Here is a 21934-nt window from a genome sequence, read left to right on the forward strand (position 1 = left end):
CTCTCTTTGTATCTAAGTAAGTAGAGCAAGAATTTGAGGAGGAACTGGAATGAGTAACAATCAACTGGAAGTAAATCTAAGACTAGTCAATCAAAAAGTTCAATTTATCGGAGTATCTGAATCTAACCCTGACTTCCCACTTACTTTAGACTATTTACCGCCTCTTGGCGACGGGCAAGGGTTTCGAGGCTTAGAGTTATTTCTGATGAGTTTTACTGGGTGTGTTAGCACGGCAATGATGGGTTTATTGCGAAAAATGGGAAAAACGATTTCTGGATTTCATGTAAAGGCCAGCGGGATATCACGGGAAAACCCTTTATCACTCCAAGCAATCCATCTAAAAGTGATTCTGGAATCGCTAGATGCAGTGGTTTCAGACCTTCAAAATGTTATAAAGCTAGCAGAGGAAATATCTCCAGTGTGGTTAGTGCTAAGCAAGAATGTTGAAGTTAAAACTGAATATGAAATTGTCAGGATGGATCCAATTAAAATGACTTCGGCAGTTTGTGGACTATTTTGTCCATCTTGTACGGTATTCATTGCGACAAAAGAGGAACCAGAACGATTGAAAAAAATTGCTTTAACTCTAAATCAAACCATTGAAGAAACTCATTGCGAAGGCTGTCGTTCCATACCTAAAACAGCATATTGCAGTAACTGTAGGATGTTAGAATGTGCTAGGCAAAAAGGAATCGAGTTTTGTGGTGAATGTGAAGAATTTCCCTGTAAAGAAATTAAAACCTTCCAAGCTCTCAAACCCCATCGACTTGATTTATGGCAATCACACCAAAGAATCAAAGATGTGGGGTATGAACAATGGGCAAGAGAAATGAGTGAGCATTATTCCTGTCCAAAATGTCACACACTAAACTCTGCTTATGATTTGGTTTGCCGAAAATGTGGAAATGACCCAAGTTGTGCTTATGTGGGAATGAACAAGGAGGCTATTGTTAGTCATATTTCCAAAGTCGAGTAATCTTAAAGCTAGACAGAAACCAAGAACCTGGAAAGGGGTTAAACGCTTTTTCCGAGAGAAGGCAGTGATAAGTAAATTAAGCTAGGCTGGCTCAGGAGTAACTCTGAACCTAGCCTAGCTTTAACATGTCCTAATGGGCTAAATTGTTTAATTATTTGGCCCTACCGCTTTCTGCATGGGAGATTAAACCAAATGAATTAGAAGAGAATGCGCTACTGAGAAGGTAGTCTTCTCGTGGTTAGCAATTCAAAATTGATAATGACTATGGCAAGAAGAGTTATTAAGCCACCGATAAGCTGGATGGGCAGAATGCTTTCCTTTAAGAAGAGGTAACCACTAAGTACTCCAACAACAGGGATCAGATTTAAATAGATGGTGGTTAGAGCCACATCCAAACGCTTTAGGGCATATATGTACAATAAATAGCCGACAACGGAGCAGAAAACTGCCAGAAACAAAAGATTACTTAAAGCGGTAAGAGAAAAGGGTTTCCATTCTTTATACTCTAAAAGTGACAAAGGAATAAAGAATAAGGTTCCAAAGATAGTTTGGTAAGTAGTTAAAAATAAGCCGGAATATTTTCCTTGCAGGGACTTATTAACCAATGTGAAAAATGCCCAGGATAGCATTGCAAGAATCATTAATAGATTGCCAAGAAAATGGCTGGAATTCAGTTCAACGCTGCCATTGCCTGTAACAGCCAGGTAAGAGCCCCCGACAGCTATTATAACTCCCAGTAGTTTCAGAAACGATAATCTGCCTTTAAAAAACAGTACATCTAATACAATTGTAATAACTGGAACAACAGAGACAATCAGTGAAGCATTTGTTGCTGTAGAGAATTTGACTCCGATGTTCTCAAAGATGAAATAAAGGGTGATGCCAAAAATTCCGCCTAAAATCATTTTAGGCAGATCGGATTTGTGTAGCTTCGCCTGGGGTTCAACCCTCTGAATGATAATCCAGAGCATCAAGGAAGCCATCGCGAAACGGATAAGTGCCATTGTTATGGGAGGGATTTCAACAACCGCTACTTTAATACTAACATAGGAAATTCCCCAAACTATTATTACCGCAAGCATCGCCAAATTGGCCGTAAATTGTCCTCTTGAAAGAAGAGCAGGGATTCTCCCGCTTCCTTGAAGCTCTTTGTTTAAAACGCTTTTCATCATGTTACCTCTGTTCTAGTGGTCGCAACCATTGATTCTGCAATTAATTAGATACCCTTAGTTAGTGATGTGTTTTCGAGTACGTATAATACTACCATAATTGGTGCTTCATTGGTAGCAAAAAGGAGATTCTACACAGGACCTGAATGTTCAGAGTAAAAAAAAGCTCTTACTGTATATACTACAAATATCAACTAATTGTCTCCTAATATTAAACAGAAAGCTAAGGGAATCCTATGAATGACTTGAACTTTAAAGCCTTTGCAGTAACCAATGAAATCGATTTGAACAAAATTGCCGTGGAATGTAATATTCGAAAGAAATATACCTGGGAGGAGCCTCTTCTGCTCCAAGACCAGGTGTTAAAAGTAATCCTGGGAGAGGAGCCAGGTAAAGATGAAAAGATCTTAGTTTTTTCTTTTGGGAGTATTGTTTTTATTAACTCGACTCAACAGCATATCGAGATATTGATGCGCTATCTAAAAACAATAAAACCGGATGTAGATATAGGGCGTTATGATAGGTTTCAAGACGTCTATGTGCTTCATCCGGTTGCGGGTGAAGAGATTGAGTTTACAGATCGCTTTGTGCAGATTCCCAATATGGAGTTGTTTTATCCGGAGTTGATTTCAATCGTGATTGCCAAATCTGTAGCCCTGGAAAAGATTGAAGAACAGCTGGGTAAAATTCTGGATGATCTGGAAAGTAAGATTGATAACCTGGAAAAGGGAAAACTTAATATTGGACACAAAGAGCTGGCTAAGACAACTTCAAGGATTGTCAGGCATGAATACAATACTATTGCCTATATTATGATTCTTGATAAACCAGACATTACCTGGATTAACAGTGATGCTGCAGACTTCTACGAGAAGATGGCAGAGTTTTTTGAGCTGAACGACCGGTACGAAGTGATCAAAAGTAAGACTGAGATATTGAAAAGCATCATTGACGGGTTTGGAACAATTAGCCATTCCATACGCGGATTGTTCGTGGAGTGGGTAATTGTGCTTTTGATTGTTATTGAAGTTGTACTTATGCTATTTGATCTATTAAGGTAAAGACAGACGGGTGTAATTATGGAAAAAATAGTATTCAATACTTATAAAGTAGCAGTAAGGCTACCTCTCCTGCGGATAGCATCCTTTATTAATCTAGAGAAGGGTGTGAGTTGGAAGGAATATATTAAACTTGATGAGTCAGAGGTAGAAAAAATCTTAAAATATGCTTCAGCCAACAAATCAGTCTACATATATAGATACGGCTGTATGACCTTTCTAAATTGTAATCAAGACGAGATCGCGATTGTTCTTGAGTATTTGAGAACCTTGTATGTTGATATTGATTATGAATTGTTACATAAGTTTAATGAAACCCATGAGATCCCTGGCTCCAGGGATAATTTCGTAAACCTGTGGCCAGAAAGTGAGCTGAACTTTCATTATCAGTCCCTCGTGGATGATATATTGGCAGGAGTCCTAGCAAAGTCGGTCGAGCTTTACAACATTGAAACCGAGCTTTCGGAGGTGCTGGATGCCGCGGGTCATTTCATAAGTCATCTAAATAAAGGTTATCTAAGGGCAAATACTAAAAAGGTGGTTTCAACCCTTACCAAGAGTATCCGGTTTAAGTACAGGAGCATAGAAAGCGTAAGGCTTCTAGATCGACCTTCAGAATTTAACAAAACTATAGAAGCAAGGCAGATATTTGACAGGCTCAGTGAGTACTTCGAAGTTAATAAACGCTATGTTGTTCTAGCCAATCAAATCAATATTTTAGACTCTATAACGCGAGAATATTTCAGTTTTAGAACCCAACAATCAGAGAGGAGGCTGCTGCTCTTTGAGATATTGCTCCTTGCCAGCTTTCCGCTTCTGCATATCTTGTCGTGAGTGACGGATAAAGCCGAGTGCTCAGATAATTTGGTTCCCTTTCTATAGAGGGTGGTTAAGAGGGGTTTGAGTAATTTTAAGATATTTGCAAATAATGCTATATAAAAGACTACATTCAGCTTTAACAACCTAATAGATCTGAAAGGGTGAACAATATGAGTCAACCAATCATAGACTTAACTCGGTCTTTATATGATCTAACTGAGGATTATCCTGAGTTGATCCCAATTCTTCATGAGATGGGCTTAGAGGGAGCCACGAACTCAATTCTTAGAAAAACTGTCGGGCGAAAATTACCCGTTGCGGAAGGTCTAAAACGTCACGGTATATCATTGGAAGAGGCAAAACGCAAGTTAGAAGCTAAGGGCTTCTGCGTGGTTAGTGAAGATGATCCGTCAAAAAATCGTAAAGAACGCAGGGAGCAGCTTAAAGAAATTATTCGAGATATTCATCGTCAAGAAGATCCAGCAGAATTACGGGAAAGATTTAAAGATTTACTGAGGGATGTGGGGGCTACAGAAATAGCCCAATTGGAACAAGAATTAATCCAAGAGGGATTACACGAGACGGAGATCAAATCTTTGTGTGATGTCCATGCAGCGGTCTTCGAGGAAGGGCTTAATAACCAAGTTGTGGAAGAGGTGCAGGGCGGGCACCCCGTTCATACCTTTAAAAAGGAAAATAGAGAGATCGAAAAGATAGTTGCCGAACTTGGTAAGTTGTTTGAACTTTTAAGCCAAAGTGAAAAGACACCTGCAAAACATGATTTAGTTGAATGGCAGCAACTTCATGAACGATTATGCGAAATCGAGAAACACTATAGCCGCAAAGAAAATATCTTATTCGCTTACCTTGAGAAACATGGTGTAAACGCTCCTCCAAAAGTAATGTGGGCAATTCATGATGATATTCGTGCGCTTTTAAAAGAAGTCAGCAAGTTTTTGCAAGATCACCAGCCAAACAATCAAGAGGTTAAGCAGATGATCGAAAGAAATGCTCGCCCGGCTTTAAAAATGATCACAGATATGATTTACAAAGAAGAAAATATTATGTTCCCCATGTGCCTAGACACGTTAACGGATGTGGAATGGGCAGAAATCGTGGAGCAAAGTGCGGAGATAGGATATCTGGTTAACCCAGATGTTGGCTGGAAACCAGTTGAAGTACCAGAAGGAGCAGCCTCATTGAAACAGCCCCATATAGGGGGCGGGGCACTTGGAGGTTCTGAGGCTGAAATATCCTTTGAGACAGGGGTACTCACTCAGAAACAATTAAATCTTCTGCTTAATAACTTACCCGTAGACATTACCTTTGTAGACGAACAGGACAGAGTAAAGTATTTTACCTTTGGCAAAGAACGTATTTTCCAACGCAGCAAGGCAATCATTGGGCGTCAAGTACAAAACTGCCACCCGCCGGATAGTGTACATATCGTGGAAGAAATTTTGGAGGATTTCCGCAGCGGTAAAAACGATAATGCTAAGTTTTGGTTACACTTAGGAGATAAGTACGTTTATATCCAGTATTTCGCCCTGCGTGATGAACACGGCAATTACGCCGGAACTATCGAGGTTTCTCAGGATATTCAGGGAATTCAAGAGATACAGGGTGAAAAAAGGATTTTATAAATGGTCTTAGTATAACGTATCAACACCCTTGGGAAGGTTTAATTCCCAAGGGTGTTTTAGATATTACATGTTAACAGCCTTAGATTGGGGCGAGATTCTATCAGAGCTGCTAATAATATAGTTTACCACTTTGACAACAGTAGCCGGTGAATAGGTTAGTTTAACAACACGAAATTCTCTGGATTTTTCACCATATAATACTCTTAGTATTCCTAATACTTTAGCTTTTGTATCAATGAATCCAGCCTCGTCACTAGCACTACGTGAATCTGGTATGCGAAGTTGTTCGATTTCATGGGACAACTGTAAAAGTTCTGTAAGGTAATGGAAATGCATAGGAGCCTCCTTAGAGTTGATTTATAAATACGCACGCTGTTATTATACGCAGATTGCCTTTTTTGGTGTTTAATTAACCAATTGAAACCCACTTGATTCTAAGTGGAAAAGGTTTTACTAAGGTAGTCATTGTCAATGATATATAGATGAGGTACATTAAGATAAACTTATTTAAGAAAGCAAAAACATGTTAGTGTTTAAATAGCTTCTAAAAGAGATGGGTGTGGAGGTTACAATGAAAATCGACTGGAATCGGCAATACACTACGATTGCTATGTATAGCTTCATTGTCATTGCGTCAAGTATACTGTTCTTTCTTACAATGTCAGGACTGGAATACTTCAATCGAATATTGGCAGGTTATTATTCCGCCCTCTATCCCTTTATTTATGGGTTCATAATTGCTTATCTGGTTAATTTCCTATTAAATTTCATCATAAAGCTTTTAAGGAAAATTCCGGTAATGAAAAGAATCAAAAAATCCCAGTTCCATATCCTTTCGATTCTCCTAGCTTATCTGATTTCAGGTTTTTTTGTCTATCTCTTCCTAGCCTTTATTTTTCCACAGCTTATGGCTAGCGTCATAGGGCTTGTCCGCAACATCCCAGGCTATGTGCGATCTGCCGCAGAATATATCGAAACTATTTCTGACGATATTCTTCTTCCACCGGATGTCGTAGATTTTATCAATAAACGCTTAGACGAGTTGGCGATTTTTATCAGCGAGATCGCACGGGATCTGGTTCCCATGGTACTATATTTTCTTCGTAGCACAGCTCTCTCCCTTTGGAACGTATTTCTCGGCATCATCATCTCCATTTATATGCTGGTAGAAAAAGAACGGTTCATCAGTATGGCTAAAAAAGTCAATTATGGTGTATTCAGCGTTAAGACTGCCGATAAAATCATTGAGCTCTCAAAGCGCACTCAAAAGATCTTTAGCCGTTTCTTGGGTGGGAAAATAGTTGACTCTTTGATTATCGGATTCATAGCGTTTATCGTACTGACCATCGTCGATATGCCCTATACTCTATTAGTTTCATTCATTATCACAGTAACTAACGTCATTCCTTTTTTTGGTCCTTTTATCGGGGCTATTCCCTCGGTGATCATCATCTTCTTCGAGTCGCCGACTATGGCTTTTTGGTTCCTGATTTTTATTTTTATCCTTCAACAACTGGATGGCAATGTCATTGGACCGAAAATTTTAGGAGATTCTCTGGGAATCTCTTCATTCTGGATTCTCTTTGCGATTCTTTTAGGTGGCAAGTTCTTCGGGTTTATCGGTCTGATCATTGGTGTGCCGCTCTTTGTCCTTATCTACTCTATTATTAAAGAGGTTATAGAAATGCGTTTACAAGCCAAAGGACTACCAATCGACACAAAAGATTATGGTAATGAATAGCGAGCCAAGAATCACTGAAATAAACCTAGGGTAAATCAATTTTGAAAAATTCTAGAACTTTATAGGAAAGATAAAGTTGAAATAATACATCACCATCATTCAAATCTACATCCAAAAGATCTTGGATTTTTGCAACCCTATGAAACATAGTGTTGCGATGGATTTTCAAACTATTGGCTGAGTCTTTGATGTTTTTGAAATTGCAGAGATAAGTGTAAAAGGTTAACACATAATCCGTTCCGTTTTCCCTATCATATTCAATCAATCTTAACAAAGAACGGTGAATCAACCTCTTCGCCTTTTCCCCATGGGAATAGTTGCTTATAAAATCAAAAATAATATAATCTTCATATTGGTAGAAGTGTTGTTCACTATTTATGGCATTACCTAATTTTATCCCTTCGAGTGACTCAAAGTAGTGCTCTTTAACCTCCGTTAATTTAGAAAATGGTCGACTGATGCCTGCCAGCAGATTATTGGTCTTAATAAATTCTTTTAAAGGTTTTAGTTCTATTTCTTTAAAATGCCTTTCATTGTCAAAGCTGGCCAGCATTATAATGTTTTGCTTATAGACTATCGCTTTAGCATAAGATAATTTGTGTTCAACTTCATCTCTTATGTAAGGCAGAGTTGACCTTGATTTATCAAGATTCTGTATATCAATGCTTATAATGAACAGCTTGCTTTTGAACTTTAGGCCTAAGATTTTTATTCGTTCAAGGATTATTCCTTCGTCTTCGAACTTACTATCCAGCAAATCCTGCAAAAAGCTCTGATGAGTCAGTCCCTGAGAGACATCATTATACTTAGCTTTTTGCAATTCAATTGAAAAAGCATCGCAAAGCAAGGCGACGACTTCCTTATCCCTTTCTTCAAAATCTCTATTATGGGCGCAAACCACCATATTAGCAAAATCCCTGTTGTTGATACGTATCTTCCCGATTAGCCTGGGGTATTTGCAGTAGGGATCTGACCAGTAAAAAGGAACTTCATTGCTCGCAATTTCGCTAAACAAACTACTTTTTACATAGTATGTGTAGGTCTGGAAGATAAAGTTATTGTTCATCTTAAGCTCATTCCAGACGGGGTCATCAGTCACCGTTGTATTGCCGGTTGTAGCTAGTAGCTTTACACTGAAGTCGGTGATCGTAAAAGGGTTGCCCAGAGTTTTATACCCTAGATCAACCAGGGCTTGTAGGCCAGAATCGTTACTAAGGGTTTTGATTAAGCTCAAGGAAAGTTGAGAAAGAAGGGAATTTTGTTCCATAAAGACCTCCTTGTCCTAGGTCGAGTGCAAAATATACAGTCCACACCTTAAATTTTGTCATATTGCCCAAAGGTAATAGTTCGAAAAAAGCGAATATTAATTCATATATACAACTATACAACTATTCGGAAAAGAAAGGGGATTAAGGTTACTAATATTTTAGCATGAAACATTGGATGAACGTAATTGATTAACGCAACCGATTATTCAAAAATGGGGGTGACTGAACTTTGATAATTATTGGTGAAAAGATCAACGGAGCAATTCCTTCCGTAGCAAAGGCAATTGCTGCAAAGGATGCAGACTTTATTCGAAATCTGGCTAAAGCTCAGTCAGATGCAGGATCCGCCTTCATAGATGTGTGTGCCTCGGTGGAGAACAGCATTGAACTTGAAACGATAAAGTGGCTTATTGGCTTGGTACAGGAGGTTACAGATACTCCCATTGCCATTGACAGTCCTAATGTACGTATCTGTGCAGAGGCTATGAAATTCTGCAAAAAGCCAGGTCTTATAAATTCAGTCTCCATGGAAGGAGATAAAATTGAGGTTATATTTCCGTTAATAGCTGATTCAAAATGGGAATGTGTCGCTCTCTTATGCGATGACACAGGTATTCCCCAAGATTCAGAAAAACGTCTGGAAGTTTTTGCAGGAATTATGAAAAAAGCTAAAGAATATAACATTGATCCCTCCCGCTTGCATATTGATCCTTTAGTTCAAATGCTTTGTACCTCGGAAGACGGAATCAATACGGTTGTTGAAGTTATCAAAGAAATTAAAAAACAGTATCCGAACATTCATGTCACAGGAGGAGCAAGCAACATTTCTTATAATCTCCCTGTAAGAAAGCTTGTAAACCAGGCATTCCTCGTACTGGCCATCAACTCAGGAATGGACAGTGGGATTATTAACCCGTTAAACAGAGATATGATGGGTATGATCTATGCCACGGAAGCACTCTTAGGACAGGACGAATACTGCATGGAATATATCGGAGCATACAGGGAAGATAAATTTGGCCCCCAAAAATTATCATAATTTCAAGGAGGAATTGAAAATGACAAAGATCGCTGAAGTAAAGGCTAAGGTAGAGGCTGGAAAGGCTAAACTTGTTCCGGCTTTAGTACAGGAAGCAATTGATGAAGGAAATGCAGCAGGAGATATTCTCCAGGCTATGATTGACTCTATGAGTGTGGTAGGTGACAAATTTTCGGCAGGAGAAGTATTTGTCCCTGAAATGCTAATGGCTGCTAAAGCTATGTCCAAGGGAGTCGATGTACTCAAACCTCTTCTCACAGGGACGAGCACCTCTTCTTTAGGAACTTGTGTTATAGGTACAGTTCAAGGTGATCTTCACGATATCGGTAAAAACCTTGTTTCCATGATGATCGAAAGTGCTGGATTTAAAGTACTGGATCTGGGTGTAGACGTTTCCGCAGAAAAGTTTTTGAATGCTGTTAAAGAGAATGTAGGTGTTACCATTGTAGCATTATCGGGGCTGCTTACAACTACACTGCCGGCGATGAAAGAGACCGTTCAATCCCTGAAATCTAGTGGGTTAGCAGGATTCAAGGTTATCGTTGGCGGTGCGCCTGTAAGCCAGGAGATGGCGGATGCAATCGGAGCAGATGGTTTCGCTCCAGATGCAGGGAGTGCTGCTGTAAAAGCCAAAGAACTGGTAAGTGCTTGAAATGACATATTGGCTTAGGTTATGCTTGAACTAAATTAAAGGAGGCCGAAAAGGATGTTAACGAAAAGGCAGAATTTATTGGAGACCATCAAAGGTGGAAATCCGGATCGATTTGTAAATCAGTACGAATTTATGGATATTATCCTGGAAGTCCCGGTACAACTGATGTGTCCACCAGGCTCAGAGTTCAAGAATAGTTGGGGGATTACTTTCAGATGGCCGGAAGGTCAGCTCGGCCAGTTTCCGGTGCATGATGATGAACACAAGGTCTTGAAGGATATCACTGAGTGGAGAAAATACGTTAAAGCTCCGGTCATTGATAATTCTGACGAAGCTTGGGCGGCAGCTGTAGCCCATGCCAATTCAATTGATCGCAATGAACAATTTGTAACCGCTTTCGTCGCCCCCGGTGTCTTTGAAATGTGTCATCACCTGATGAGTATGGAAGATGCCTTAATGGCACTCTATGAAGAACCGGAAGCAATGCATGAGCTTATCGATTATCTTACGGAAGCTGAGCTAAATTATGCAAAAATCCTGATCGATCGTCTCCATCCGGATGCGCTTTTCCATCATGACGACTGGGGCAGCCAAAAATCATCCTTCATTTCACCGGCCATGTTTGAAGAGTTCTATTTGCCCGCTTATAAGAAAATCTATGCCTTTTACAAAGCCAATGGTGTCGAGTTGATCGTTCATCACAGCGATTCCTATGCGGCTAACTTGGTTCCCTATATGATCGAAATGGGAATTGATATCTGGCAGGGAGTTATGACAACTAACAACACACCAGAATTGATCAAAAAATATGGGGGCCAAATCAGCTTTATGGGAGATATCGACAGCGGCGTTGTTGATTTTCCGGGGTGGACACCAGAAATCGTGGCCAAAGAAGTGGAGAGGGCCTGCAAAAACTGTGGGAAGTTATACTTCATTCCTAATTTAACTCAAGGTTTGAATTTTAGTTCCTTCCCTGGCGTATATGACTCTGCAAGTGAAGCGATTGACAAAATGAGTAAAGAAATGTTCTAGAAAACGAAAGACCTCCGAGGTACGTCTTCGGAGGTCTTAGTTGCCAGCCCGGTAAGGAATTGATGTTTAAACCGATGCTTTAGTTCAAAGGAGTTGAATGTATGAGCTCAGGCATAGATAATCTGATGTCTTTGCTTAAGTCTCTGGGTGTGAATCAATCAGCTATTGTTGCAGTGGAAGATGTTCAATTTAATGAAGACTTTAGAAAACAATGCGAGCAAAACTCATGTGGAAGTTATAATAAGAACCGGATGTGTCCCCCAGCGGTGGGTTCCATTGAAGAGTTAAAGCTGAAAGCATTAAAGTTCAAACTTGGGCTATTATTTCAGACGGTGTATCAACTCGAAGATTCTTTTGACTACGAAGGTATGCAAGAGGGCATCGAAAAGCATACAAAGATATTAAGACAGGTAATAGACAATATTAAGGGAACAGGCGTTTTCACGGAATTCCTCCCTCTGAATGTTGGACCGTGTACTTTTTGTAGCCGCTGTGCTTTTCTTGACAGTCAGGAGTGCCGTTTTCCTGAAGAAGCTATTTCCTCCGTCGAGGCCTACGGGATAGATGTCATGGCCTTAGAGAAGAGTTGTGGGATGTCCTATAATAACGGCAAAGATACTATTTCATGCATCAGCCTTATTTTGTTCAACCAGGATTAGTTTATGAGAAAAATTGCTAACTATTATTTTTGCGGGCTGAGCTCCATAAAGGAGTTTTTACCTCCTTCATGCCTAATCCTCAATTGAGGGTTTTTTATTTAGAATGTAATCGGTTTCTATTCCTAACAATTTAAGAACAAATGGAATTAGATTCTAGCCTCTAATCTTAAGATATTAGAGGCTAGTGCTTTTTGAAGTAGTGTTTAGTTTCCGAATGGGTTGTCCCTTGTCCACTAAGTTGGATGGCGATCGTTGCCGCGCTTTGAGCAGCTCCATGAGTTTAAATAACATTATTAGTTAAACACAATTAGAGCATAATAAACCTGGATTATAATCGATTTAATAATTATTCAATGGAGGTGAACATTGTGTCAGGTCACAAATTTAATCCTGAAAATCGAAAAAAACTAACTGGCAAAGAACGGGAACGAATTTTGCCAACAGCTCAAGTCAGTCGTGGCAATGGTCAGAAAATTTCATAGGAGTTGAGTACAGCAAGATTTCCTAACAGGATATAAGTATGAGTTCTTGAATTGCTATACGTGCTTACTACTTAGTCTTAATCGGCATTTTGCTGAGCCATTATACTCCGGTGTGATGGGAGTAAAATGCTGATTAGCAAAGTTGCAATTGAAATAGCGAACACCAAGATAAAGACTACGTGCAAGCCTTGGGCCATACCGCTTTGGTTCATGGTATTATTGAAGACAGTACCAAACACAGCAACGCCTACCGTTTGTCCCAGCGATCGCGAAAAAGTATTGGAGGCAGTAGCCGCACCGCGTAAATTCCAACCGACAGCTGACTGGACTAGAACGGTTAAAGGAGTAAAAGAGCACCCCATCCCAAAGCCTATGACAACCATGACCCCAACGAAATACCAATAAGGGGAACCCGTGTGGACAAGTAGCAGCCAGGCTGAACCTGCCATAATTAGCACTGCACCGAATACAGCTGTAGCTTTTGAGCCGATTCTGTACATAAACTGCCCTGCCAACGTTGATGCCAGCGGCCAAGCGAATGACATGGGCATCAGCGTTAGTCCGGAACTAGTGGCGCTATGGCCAAGTAGTGTCTGTATCCAGATAGGCAAATATACATTGACGCCAATCAATACACCACTGGCCACAAAGCCCACAGCATTGGATACAGCAATAACTGGTATCTTAAAGAGTGATAGCGGAAGCATGGGTTCCTTCGTCTTAGTCTCCACATAGAGAAAGGCTGTCAGAAAAGCAACTGCGGCAGTAAATAATGAGATGATCTCTACGGAATCCCAGGCATATACTTGTCCCCCACTAATTAAGGCGAAGAGAAGTGAGCTCATAGAAAGGGTAAACAGTGCTGCTCCCCAATAATCAATAATTTTTTTTGATTTTTCAAGGGGTGTTTCGTGCAGAAAACTAAGTACTAAGAAAATCGCCACCATCCCAATCGGGACGTTAATATAAAAAATCCAGCGCCATGAGATGTGATCAACAAAGAGGCCGCCTATTAAAGGTCCAAGCAATCCGGCAACGCCCCAAACTGAGCTAAAGACGCCTTGCATTTTTGCACGGGCTTCTCCCGGATAGAGATCGGCAATAATTGTAAAGGTCAGCGGCATCACGGCACCGGCGCCGAGACCTTGAAATCCACGAAATATAATTAGTTGATACATTGTCTGTGCCATACCGGAAACCATGGAACCGATGACAAAAAGTACTATCCCGAAGATAAAAATGGACTTTCTGCCGAATAAATCAGCAAGTTTTCCATAAATCGGAGTGGTTACCGATGATGTAAGTAGATAAATAGCAAAAACCCAACTAAGTAGATTCAAGCCGCCCAGTTGTTCAACAATGTGCGGCATAGCGGTAGTAACGATAGTCGTATCGATAGCAACCAGTAAAATTGATACAAGCATCGCAGTTGTGACCATTTTGCGCTGTGTTGTTTTCTCCATTAATCAATAATCTCCTCTAAAATTATTAGCAGTGTAATTATTATTACTTTCGAAATTATACCACTTCCTATGTATGTAACATAATCTGATGTTCAGTAAATATCTGTACTTAAGTTCAGACCCTTAGTTACGAAGAACAACCGACTGATTATAGATTTAGTGCTAATAGGCTGATTAGTCATTCATGACCAATGGTTAAGAATCCTCAAATTTTCTAACGGTAAATTTGTTGTGAGGTAGAAAATGATCGGAAAATTAAGGATGTATGGAGTCTTTACTCGTAAATCTTTTCAAAGGGCAGCAGCTTATCGTTTTGATGCTTGGACAAGAATTCTCGGCAATGTAATGATGCTCTTCATGTGGGGGTTTGTTTGGTATGCACTTTATCACGGAAAAAGGGTCAATAGAAAGTGTAACCTTCCATTCGATGTTGAGCTATATCTTAGTAAGCCAAGCCCTTCAGGGAATTCATGGACACAGTGAGTGCAGCTTAATTGATTAGCCAGATCTCGGAGAACTATGAAATTAAGGATTTATCAATCCAAGACCCAGAAATTGAGGTCATGATTCGTAACATTTATGAAACTGGAATCACCATAGTCTAGGAATTGCTATATAGTACTAGTGTTAGTACTTTCAAGTAATCCCGAATCTGAACAGGAATTGCTAAAGGCCAGAGTAATAGTCATGTCAACGAGTAGAAAGAGGCCAAATGGTGCACCGGTGCACCATTTGATTTTACTCTAAGTGCACGGTGTTTGACACAAGAAAAAAGCTCCTTAAGGAAGCAAGTCAGCTAGGATGACTGGCTTTTTTTTACCTACAGTGATTGATTGCCAATTTGTGATTGCGAGAGTTTAATAGATTTGTCCTGAAGGTTAAATTTCTAAGTACTTATTTCGAAGTGACAAGCATAGGTTATTTACAAGGTATTAACTGGAGGTGGATGATTTTGGAGACTTATTTTCATAATGATCCCCGAATTAGAAAGTGGATTAATCAAATCATTGAGAGGATCTTTACCGTCTGTATATTAAAAGGGGTGGATTCAGAAGAAGAATTTCAAAGAGGATGTCAGATCGTTATAAAGCTTATATTATTATTAAAGAATACTCCAACCCTCCCATCCGAATTGTTAGAGGATGGTGTTAAGCAACTTCTACAACAACAGCTTCCTGATGTACGTGTTATTAATAACTTTCCTGAATTTCACAACATTATGGAAAAAATGTTACGTGAGGGGATAATGAAAGCCACTGAAATTCATAACCAAGAGTCAATAGAAAGTATTAACAAAACAGTTTATGCAACAGATATTCAAATTCAATCTCATCGCTTGGATCATTCTGCTGTTTCAATAACCCACACTGACATAATGGCAACAAAATTGGAAAAGCAAGCGGAAGCAGATGCCCAGGCTTTAGCAGGGGCACGAGAACAAGTTAAGGCTTATGCCCTAGCAGAAGCTAAGGCTAAATCCGAATCAGAGACACTTAGAGAGACACTCGCGCAAGTTGAAGCCCAAGCAAGATTGGATGCAGCAGCACTCAATGAGAAACTTGCGCAGGTTGAAGCTGAAGCAAGAGCGGAAGCTGAGGCACTCAATGAGACTCTTATCCAAGTTAAAACTCAAGCGAGAACCGAAGTAGCGTCACTTGCAGAGAGACTTATCCAAGTCGAAGCTCAAGCGAAAGCGGATGCAGAGAAGTTAGCAGAGGTGCTTGCCAAGGCGGAAAAACAAGCGGAGGCGGATGCCCAGGCGCTAGCGGAGGCACGAGCACAAACAGAGACTCGTGCCCAAGGGGAAGACCATGCAAAAGCAGCAGCTGCGTTACTTAGTGATAAACTTGCCCAAGTCGAAGCTCAAGCGAAAGCGGATGCAGAGAAGTTAGCAGAGGTGCTTGCCAAGGCGGAAAAACAAGCGGAGGCGGATGCCCAGGCGCTAGCGGAGGCACGAGCACAAACAGAGACTCGTGCCCAAGGGGAAGAACATGCAAAAGCAGCAGCTGCGTTACTTAGTGAGAAACTTGCCCAAGTCGAAGCTCAAGCGAAAGCGGATGCAAAAAAGTTAGCAGAGGTGCTTGCCAAGGCGGAAAAACAAGCGGAGGAAGATGCCCAGGCGCTAGCGGAGGCACGAGCACAAACAGAGACTCGTGCCCAAGGGGAAGAACATGCAAAAGCAGCAGCTGCGTCACTTAGTGATAAACTTGCCCAAGTTGAAGTTCAAGCAAGAGCGGAAGCTGAGGCACTCAATGAGACTCTTGTCCAGGTTAAAACTCAAGCGAAAGCGGAAGTAGCAGCACTCACAGAGAAATTTATCCAAGTCGAAGCTCAAGCGAAAGCGGATGCAGAGAAGTTAGCAGAGGCTCTTACCAAGGCCGAAAAACAAGCGGAGGCGGATGCCCAGGCGCTCGCGGAGGCACGAACACAAATAGAGACTCATGCCCAAGGGGAAGAACAAGCAAAAGCAGCAGCTGCGTCACTTAGTGAGAAACTTGCCCAAGTTGAAGTTCAAGCAAGAGCGGAAGCTGAGGCACTCAATGAGACTCTTGTCCAGGTTAAAACTCAAGCGAAAGCTGAAGTAGCGGCGCTCACAGAGAAATTTATCCAAGTCGAAGCTCAAGCGAAAGCGGATGAACAGAAGTTCGCAGAGGCTCTTACCAAGGCCGAAAAACAAGCAGAGGCGGATGCTCAGGCGCTAGCGGAGGCACGAGCACAAATAGAGACTCATGCCCAAGGGGAAGAACAAGCAAAAGCAGCAGCAGCGTCACTTAGTGATAAACTTGCCCAAGTTGAAGTTCAAGCAAGAGCGGAAGCTGAGGCACTCAATGAGACTCTTGTGCAGGTTAAAACTCAAGCGAAAGCGGAAGTAGCAGCACTCACAGAGAAATTTATCCAAGTCGAAGCTCAAGCGAAAGCGGATGCAGAGAAGTTAGCAGAGGCTCTTACCAAGGCCGAAAAACAAGCGGAGGCGGATGCCCCGGCGCTAGCGGAGGCACGAGCACAAATAGAGACTCATGCCCAAGAGGAAGAACAAGCAAAAGCAGCAGCTGCGTCACTTAGTGAGAAACTTGCCCAAGTTGAAGTTCAAGCAAGAGCGGAAGCTGAGGCACTCAATGAGACTCTTGTCCAGGTTAAAACTCATGCGAAAGCTGAAGTAGCAGCGCTCACAGAGAAATTTATCCAAGTCGAAGCTCAAGCGAAAGCGGATGAACAGAAGTTCGCAGAGGTGCTTGCCAAGGCCGAAAAACAAGCAGAGGCGGATGCTCAGGCGCTAGCAGAGGCACGAGCACAAATAGAGACTCATGCCCAAGAGGAAGAACAAGCAAAAGCAGCAGCTGCGTCACTTAGTGATAAACTTGCGCAGGTTGAAGCCCAAGCAAGAGCGAAAGCTGAGATGCTTACAAAGAAACTTGCCCAAGTCGAAGCCCGAGCGAAAGCGGATGCCCAGAAGTTTTCGGAGGCTCTTGCTCAGATAGATACAAAGTTAGAAGTAATAAATAGGATAGAACGCTTTGGACTGAGTGAACCCATGTCTCCGTCAAAGGATTATTTCCTAGAACCTTGTAGTAAGACTGATAAGCTTTTCGATGTTGTAAATAACCTACAACCTGATGAAAATATAAAAGTCCCTGCATTATTAACATCCATTAACTCCAAAATTTCCCAATTATCCAGCACTTCTATAGTTCCTAAGCAGGCAGATACTCTTAGACATGTTCTAAGCAACATCTTTCCAAAAGGGACAGTGTATTGGAATAAAAGAATAATGGGCAAGACATTTCTGGCCCAAGTTGAAGATATCTTGATTTGCTTGGATGATCCAGAGCATCCAAAAGATCTTAATCAATTTAATTCGGATGGCTGGAAGGTACTGGTTTTTAATAATGAAGATTTATTATTTCCTCGCAGATTGGAAAGACGAATCAGACAGACTCAGCGTTTAGGAAAAATATCGATAAATGTATAGTAAAGTTTCTAGCATCTTCTGAGTTGCAGGCACAAAAAAGCAGCTAACTAAAAGGTTAGCTGCTTTAATTATCCCCGTATTAATGTTTTATGAAGATTATCATTTGTTTCAATTGAAATGACTAGTTGCTTATTCTGTTTTGGAAAGTGGGAGCATGGCCGGAGGAGTCAGAGCAACAATAACTTTCGCAGGGACGCCTGCAGCGTTTTGGCAAAGGTGGGGATAACTTCCATCCCAGTGAATACTATCTCCTTCTTCCAAAATTGCCGAAAAGTCCCCTTGGATAACCTTCACTTTACCAGAGACTACCATAATCCACTCTTCGCCGTCGTGAGTATGTGCACAATTACCGGCTTGATATCCAGGAGGTAACTCTACCATTAAAATCTGTAGTTGCCTGCCAAAGGGTGCAGATAAAATTTCTAGTTCAGGTTCATTCCCGAATTTTATCTTAGGACGGGCGTTTTTTGGGACAAGTTCTGGTGGAAAAGGTTCCTCTGCTAAGAAATTTCTAACAGGTACTTTTAGGGCAATAGCCATTTTTTGAAGACTGTCTAAGGAAAGGGAAACCTTGTCATTCTCTACTTGACTGATGAAACCCCTTGATAGTCCTGTCATATCTGCCAACTGCGGAATCGTTAAATTCAATTCTTGGCGGAATGCTTTAATTTTTGGCCCAATAGACATAATTACATCCTCTCGGAGTTTAGTGTGATGAAAAAAATATTGACATCACCAATAAAGATTGTTAACATGTTAGCACAATAATATTATTATAACAAATATATTATTTCTTTCACTAAAGCACAAGTAGTAGAGGAAACTTTTTAGTATTGTAGCAACAAGGAGGAGAAAAAATGGGTACTAGCATTCATTGGTTGCACCAAACTCTAACAACTCTGGTTCTATTAATGGTATTATGAAGAGCCTTTGTAACTTCACTGGGACAGTGGAGAGGAAAACAGGTATGGGGACATAAAATGGTAAGTGTTACGGCGAATGCCCTCTTGGATACTCAAATATTATTAGGTGCCATTATTTTGTTGTTTGGCGGGAAACCGTCTCTAAACCACATACTATTAGCGGTAGCAGCTACTGTCATGGCTCACTATAGCTATTCTGTGGAGAAGCGCCGCGGAGGCAGTATTGCTACATTGGCAAGTGCATGGGGAGCAGCAATTCCCGTGTTAATTCTTTATTTCTAGCGATAGAAGTGAATATATAGACTTAAGAGTAGGGTGCAAAGTAATTATTTTCAGAGAAACCTCATTGAAATTGCTTCTCGGAGAAATTTCAATGAGGTTTTCAGCACTCAGTAAAGGATACAAAATTATGGGCAGGAACGTGAGGCGTTAAGGGAATTTTAGCATAGACATTAATTTACTGGGCAAAATTACCGTTTTTGAAGATGGGGACTTCTTTACCGTCGTAAGTAGTTCCTAAGATTTCCAGATCCCTGGTTCCGATCATAAAGTCTACGTGTACCAGGGATTCGTTGATTTCTAGTGTTGTAAAGTCTTCTGGAGTTAGATTTTCACTATTTTTCATACAAACAGGATAAGCTTTTCCTAAAGCCAAATGGCAGGACGCATTTTCATCGAAAAGGGTATTATAGAACAAGATTTTTGAATTTGAAATAGGAGAATCAAAGGGGACTAAAGCAACCTCTCCGAGAAAATGAGAGCCCTCATCTGACTCAATAATTGACTTTAGTGTCTCATAACCTTTTTCTGCACTAAAATCTACAATTTTGCCATTTTTAAATGTCATTGAAAAGTTCTCTATGAGATTTCCATTATAGTTTAGAGGCAATGAACTGACGACTTTGCCATTCACACCTGTCTTTTTAGGTAAGGTGAATACCTCTTCTGTAGGCATGTTAGCTATAAACGCTATACCTTCCGGGGTATACTCAGAACCGCCGAGCCAGATATGGTCTTCAGGGAGCTCGATTGTTAGATTAGTTCCTAAAGAATTTGTGTAACGGAGTGATCTTAAGGTTAGAGAGTTCAAAAAGTCCATTCTTGCTTTAAGGTTAGTTGTATGTTCTTGCCAAGAGAGAATAGGGTTTTCAGTATCGACTCGTACCGTTTGAAAAATAACTTCCCATAGTTTTTCCATCGACTCTTCTGCAGAAAGGTGTGGAAAGACCTTCTCGGCCCAAGCTTCTGTTGGTATTGAAACAACGCACCAGGTGTTTTGATTGCTCATAAGCCGATCTCGATAATCCTTGAGGGCAATGTTGCTTGCTTTTTGCGCCTTGGTTATTCTTTCGGGGTTAACGTCCTTCATCAACTCAGGGTCTGAAGCTGCTATACTTAAGAAAGCGGCTCCTTGGTGTACATAAGAAAGGTAAAATTCCTTTTGCCACTCTGGAAATTCCTCGAAAATCTCTTCTGGAGCATGGAGATAGCGGATCTTTGAAAATAATTCATCTCGCCATTGGATGACAACATCTCGTGCGCCTTCTAGGTAAGCTTTTTCTGCGACTATTCGTGTAAAGAGTGCACATTCAATAGGAGCAGAAATAACAAGAGTTTGATTTTCTTGGAGGTTTAAACCGGTTTTAACAATAAGTTGAGCATATTTCTCTAATGAATTTTTATTCATAGCTTACTCCTTTTAATTAATATAAATCCCAAACTTGGAAAAATTATACCATGGACATTTCGAGAAAGACAAACAGGCTTAAGTTTATCTTTTGAGAGAATCAAGATATTTAACCTTAGTTCACAATTTATGCTATAATCTTAATTAATTTAACTATGAAGGAGTACTGATATGATTAAACATTTTGAAGAGTTAAGAACAGATTCAGTATCTAACTTCCGCGGGGGCAAAGGCGAAATTCAAATGACACACTTTCTTGAAACGGAAAAAGATGAGTTTAAAGGTAAAGGTCGGCTATTTGCTAAAAATGTGTTGAAACCTGGAACCTCCATCGGTCTTCATGAACACGTAGGTGATTTTGAAACTTATGTTGTTCTAAGTGGTGAAGGTATGGTCGATGACAACGGAGAGCACAAGTCGGTTAAACCTGGTGATGTAATTATTACAAAAAACGGAGAAAAACATTCAATTGAAAATACTGGGTCAGTGGATTTAGAGGTTATGGCTTTAATTTTATTTGACTAGAAATAACATAAAAATCCTTAGTAATAACCGCCAGCTTAGCCGGCGGTTATTCTATTCGGAATGCCTCCCATATAAATAGTGACTAGAGTATTAACTCTTGACCTTTTTGAGAGAACTTTACAATTCTACTGGGACTATCCTTCATCTTGGCTTCAAACTTCGTGACAATGTCAGGGCTGTCGGCAAAGTGCATTGGGATAAAAATTCGGGGGGAAAGTTCTTGAATGAAGTACTCGGCTCCTGCACTATAGTTTAGTTCAAGTCTTGGATCAACAGGGAAAAAAGCCACATCAATCGCTTCCCCTTTGATTTTTTGAATTTCTTCTTTAAAGTTCTTTTCAGCTTTCATCATTTCCTCAGGGCTGTCAATCCAATACCACCAGTTTAAATCTCCGGCATGAAAGTATCGTATTTCCTCATCTTGGACAAGGAAGGCTACACCTAGGTCCGTTGAATTATAAGCCTTGATACTTAAGTTGCCTATTTTAAGAGTCTGGTAGGGTGCTATGAAATTTACATTTATATTTTGTTGAGGGACATTGATGTCATTGCTGAGGATATATTGAATGTTGGGTCTGCATTTATGCCATTCTAGTATTATTGGATTGTAATGGTCAGGATGACTATGTGAGGAAAAGATGAAAATATTCTTATTAGGACTTTCTTTTAATAGACTATCGACCGAACCTTGATAATAATCAAATATGAGTAGATTTGTATTCGTTTCTACTAAAAAACCACTGTGATACAAATATTTGATTCTCATTGAATTAGTCATTGTTATCACCCCGATCTAATTATACAATAATTATAAACTCTATTATTAAA

The 21934-nt window shown here is 40.4% G+C and carries 20 protein-coding genes; 13 read left to right on the plus strand and 7 right to left on the minus strand.

The genetic code is table 11. The features are described from left to right. The first annotated feature begins 49 nt into the window (after positions 1-49). Positions 50-976, plus strand: a complete 927-nt coding sequence (locus BLS16_RS24345) for a DUF3795 domain-containing protein (RefSeq protein WP_242876308.1) — start codon at positions 50-52, stop codon at positions 974-976. A gap of 212 nt (positions 977-1188) precedes the next feature. Here the strand turns inward: BLS16_RS24345 and BLS16_RS15595 are convergent, their stop codons facing one another. Continuing rightward, a complete protein-coding gene (locus tag BLS16_RS15595) occupies positions 1189-2148 on the minus strand; it encodes a DMT family transporter (RefSeq protein ID WP_242876309.1) in 960 nt (319 codons plus the stop codon). Positions 2149-2381: 233 nt separating this feature from the next. On the opposite strand from BLS16_RS15595, the gene BLS16_RS15600 reads away from it, so the two are divergent. From BLS16_RS15600 to BLS16_RS15610, 3 genes are all read left to right on the plus strand, one after another. After that, a complete protein-coding gene (locus tag BLS16_RS15600; RefSeq protein WP_092334608.1) occupies positions 2382-3206 on the plus strand; it encodes an RMD1 family protein in 825 nt (274 codons plus the stop codon). Between the two features lie 18 nt (positions 3207-3224). After that, positions 3225-4037, plus strand: coding sequence for an RMD1 family protein (locus BLS16_RS15605; protein WP_092334609.1), 813 nt, complete (start codon positions 3225-3227; stop codon positions 4035-4037). Between the two features lie 155 nt (positions 4038-4192). Next, positions 4193-5665 carry a DUF438 domain-containing protein gene (locus tag BLS16_RS15610; protein ID WP_092334610.1) on the plus strand — a complete coding sequence of 491 codons (1473 nt, stop codon included), beginning with the start codon at positions 4193-4195 and terminating at the stop codon, positions 5663-5665. Between the two features lie 63 nt (positions 5666-5728). Here BLS16_RS15610 and BLS16_RS15615 read toward each other — a convergent pair whose 3' ends face one another. Beyond that, positions 5729-6001 carry a hypothetical protein gene (locus BLS16_RS15615; protein ID WP_092334611.1) on the minus strand — a complete coding sequence of 91 codons (273 nt, stop codon included), beginning with the start codon at positions 5999-6001 and terminating at the stop codon, positions 5729-5731. 235 nt (positions 6002-6236) lie between these two features. Between BLS16_RS15615 and BLS16_RS15620 the strand changes: the two genes are divergently transcribed. Then, positions 6237-7406: an AI-2E family transporter gene (locus BLS16_RS15620; RefSeq protein WP_092334612.1), complete on the plus strand. Its 1170-nt coding sequence runs from the start codon at positions 6237-6239 to the stop codon at positions 7404-7406. A gap of 25 nt (positions 7407-7431) precedes the next feature. Here BLS16_RS15620 and BLS16_RS15625 read toward each other — a convergent pair whose 3' ends face one another. After that, positions 7432-8673 carry a PucR family transcriptional regulator gene (locus BLS16_RS15625; RefSeq protein ID WP_092334613.1) on the minus strand — a complete coding sequence of 414 codons (1242 nt, stop codon included), beginning with the start codon at positions 8671-8673 and terminating at the stop codon, positions 7432-7434. A gap of 230 nt (positions 8674-8903) precedes the next feature. Here BLS16_RS15625 and BLS16_RS15630 point away from each other — a divergent pair, with 230 nt between their 5' ends. From BLS16_RS15630 to BLS16_RS15645, 4 genes are all read left to right on the plus strand, one after another. Then, complete coding sequence (locus tag BLS16_RS15630; RefSeq protein WP_092334614.1) at positions 8904-9713, plus strand: methyltetrahydrofolate cobalamin methyltransferase; 810 nt, start codon at positions 8904-8906, stop codon at positions 9711-9713. Between the two features lie 19 nt (positions 9714-9732). Then, on the plus strand, positions 9733-10365 hold the full coding sequence (locus BLS16_RS15635; RefSeq protein ID WP_092334615.1) for a corrinoid protein: 633 nt from the start codon (positions 9733-9735) through the stop codon (positions 10363-10365). Positions 10366-10419: 54 nt separating this feature from the next. Further along, entirely contained in the window at positions 10420-11397 is a 978-nt protein-coding gene (locus tag BLS16_RS15640; protein WP_034601186.1) for a uroporphyrinogen decarboxylase family protein, read from the plus strand. A 101-nt stretch (positions 11398-11498) separates the two neighbouring features. Beyond that, positions 11499-12056: a DUF2284 domain-containing protein gene (locus BLS16_RS15645; protein WP_092334616.1), complete on the plus strand. Its 558-nt coding sequence runs from the start codon at positions 11499-11501 to the stop codon at positions 12054-12056. Between the two features lie 559 nt (positions 12057-12615). On the opposite strand, the gene BLS16_RS15650 is transcribed toward BLS16_RS15645, so the two are convergent. After that, positions 12616-13977 carry an MDR family MFS transporter gene (locus BLS16_RS15650; protein ID WP_242876310.1) on the minus strand — a complete coding sequence of 454 codons (1362 nt, stop codon included), beginning with the start codon at positions 13975-13977 and terminating at the stop codon, positions 12616-12618. Positions 13978-14244: 267 nt separating this feature from the next. Here BLS16_RS15650 and BLS16_RS15655 point away from each other — a divergent pair, with 267 nt between their 5' ends. Together BLS16_RS15655 and BLS16_RS15660 are read left to right on the plus strand one after the other, a co-directional pair. Next, positions 14245-14484: a hypothetical protein gene (locus tag BLS16_RS15655; RefSeq protein WP_242876311.1), complete on the plus strand. Its 240-nt coding sequence runs from the start codon at positions 14245-14247 to the stop codon at positions 14482-14484. Between the two features lie 469 nt (positions 14485-14953). Beyond that, positions 14954-17971, plus strand: coding sequence for a hypothetical protein (locus BLS16_RS15660; protein WP_092334618.1), 3018 nt, complete (start codon positions 14954-14956; stop codon positions 17969-17971). Positions 17972-18100: 129 nt separating this feature from the next. Here the strand turns inward: BLS16_RS15660 and BLS16_RS15665 are convergent, their stop codons facing one another. Then, the gene (locus BLS16_RS15665) at positions 18101-18658 is read right to left on the minus strand and encodes a helix-turn-helix domain-containing protein (RefSeq protein WP_092334619.1); all 558 of its coding nucleotides are present in this window, start codon (positions 18656-18658) and stop codon (positions 18101-18103) included. Positions 18659-18951: 293 nt separating this feature from the next. Between BLS16_RS15665 and BLS16_RS15670 the strand changes: the two genes are divergently transcribed. Beyond that, on the plus strand, positions 18952-19176 hold the full coding sequence (locus BLS16_RS15670) for a hypothetical protein (RefSeq protein WP_092334620.1): 225 nt from the start codon (positions 18952-18954) through the stop codon (positions 19174-19176). A gap of 175 nt (positions 19177-19351) precedes the next feature. Here BLS16_RS15670 and BLS16_RS15675 read toward each other — a convergent pair whose 3' ends face one another. Beyond that, entirely contained in the window at positions 19352-20581 is a 1230-nt protein-coding gene (locus BLS16_RS15675; protein ID WP_092334621.1) for an aminopeptidase, read from the minus strand. Between the two features lie 171 nt (positions 20582-20752). Between BLS16_RS15675 and BLS16_RS15680 the strand changes: the two genes are divergently transcribed. Next, complete coding sequence (locus BLS16_RS15680) at positions 20753-21106, plus strand: cupin domain-containing protein (RefSeq protein WP_092334622.1); 354 nt, start codon at positions 20753-20755, stop codon at positions 21104-21106. Between the two features lie 82 nt (positions 21107-21188). Here the strand turns inward: BLS16_RS15680 and BLS16_RS15685 are convergent, their stop codons facing one another. After that, positions 21189-21884 (minus strand): MBL fold metallo-hydrolase, encoded by a 696-nt coding sequence (locus tag BLS16_RS15685; protein ID WP_092334623.1) that lies wholly within the window; start codon positions 21882-21884, stop codon positions 21189-21191. Positions 21885-21934: the final 50 nt, after the last annotated feature.

It is taken from the genome of Desulfosporosinus hippei DSM 8344, from assembly GCF_900100785.1.
GTDB lineage: Bacteria > Bacillota > Desulfitobacteriia > Desulfitobacteriales > Desulfitobacteriaceae > Desulfosporosinus > Desulfosporosinus hippei.

Coding starts and splice junctions, on each gene's coding strand:
- BLS16_RS24345 (WP_242876308.1), top strand. CDS start 50: ATGAGTAACAATCAACTGGAAGTAAATCTAAGACTAGTCAATCAAAAA.
- BLS16_RS15595 (WP_242876309.1), bottom strand. CDS start 2,148: ATGATGAAAAGCGTTTTAAACAAAGAGCTTCAAGGAAGCGGGAGAATC.
- BLS16_RS15600 (WP_092334608.1), top strand. CDS start 2,382: ATGAATGACTTGAACTTTAAAGCCTTTGCAGTAACCAATGAAATCGAT.
- BLS16_RS15605 (WP_092334609.1), top strand. CDS start 3,225: ATGGAAAAAATAGTATTCAATACTTATAAAGTAGCAGTAAGGCTACCT.
- BLS16_RS15610 (WP_092334610.1), top strand. CDS start 4,193: ATGAGTCAACCAATCATAGACTTAACTCGGTCTTTATATGATCTAACT.
- BLS16_RS15615 (WP_092334611.1), bottom strand. CDS start 6,001: ATGCATTTCCATTACCTTACAGAACTTTTACAGTTGTCCCATGAAATC.
- BLS16_RS15620 (WP_092334612.1), top strand. CDS start 6,237: ATGAAAATCGACTGGAATCGGCAATACACTACGATTGCTATGTATAGC.
- BLS16_RS15625 (WP_092334613.1), bottom strand. CDS start 8,673: ATGGAACAAAATTCCCTTCTTTCTCAACTTTCCTTGAGCTTAATCAAA.
- BLS16_RS15635 (WP_092334615.1), top strand. CDS start 9,733: ATGACAAAGATCGCTGAAGTAAAGGCTAAGGTAGAGGCTGGAAAGGCT.
- BLS16_RS15640 (WP_034601186.1), top strand. CDS start 10,420: ATGTTAACGAAAAGGCAGAATTTATTGGAGACCATCAAAGGTGGAAAT.
- BLS16_RS15645 (WP_092334616.1), top strand. CDS start 11,499: ATGAGCTCAGGCATAGATAATCTGATGTCTTTGCTTAAGTCTCTGGGT.
- BLS16_RS15650 (WP_242876310.1), bottom strand. CDS start 13,977: ATGGTCACAACTGCGATGCTTGTATCAATTTTACTGGTTGCTATCGAT.
- BLS16_RS15655 (WP_242876311.1), top strand. CDS start 14,245: ATGATCGGAAAATTAAGGATGTATGGAGTCTTTACTCGTAAATCTTTT.
- BLS16_RS15665 (WP_092334619.1), bottom strand. CDS start 18,658: ATGTCTATTGGGCCAAAAATTAAAGCATTCCGCCAAGAATTGAATTTA.
- BLS16_RS15670 (WP_092334620.1), top strand. CDS start 18,952: ATGGTAAGTGTTACGGCGAATGCCCTCTTGGATACTCAAATATTATTA.
- BLS16_RS15675 (WP_092334621.1), bottom strand. CDS start 20,581: ATGAATAAAAATTCATTAGAGAAATATGCTCAACTTATTGTTAAAACC.
- BLS16_RS15680 (WP_092334622.1), top strand. CDS start 20,753: ATGATTAAACATTTTGAAGAGTTAAGAACAGATTCAGTATCTAACTTC.
- BLS16_RS15685 (WP_092334623.1), bottom strand. CDS start 21,884: ATGACTAATTCAATGAGAATCAAATATTTGTATCACAGTGGTTTTTTA.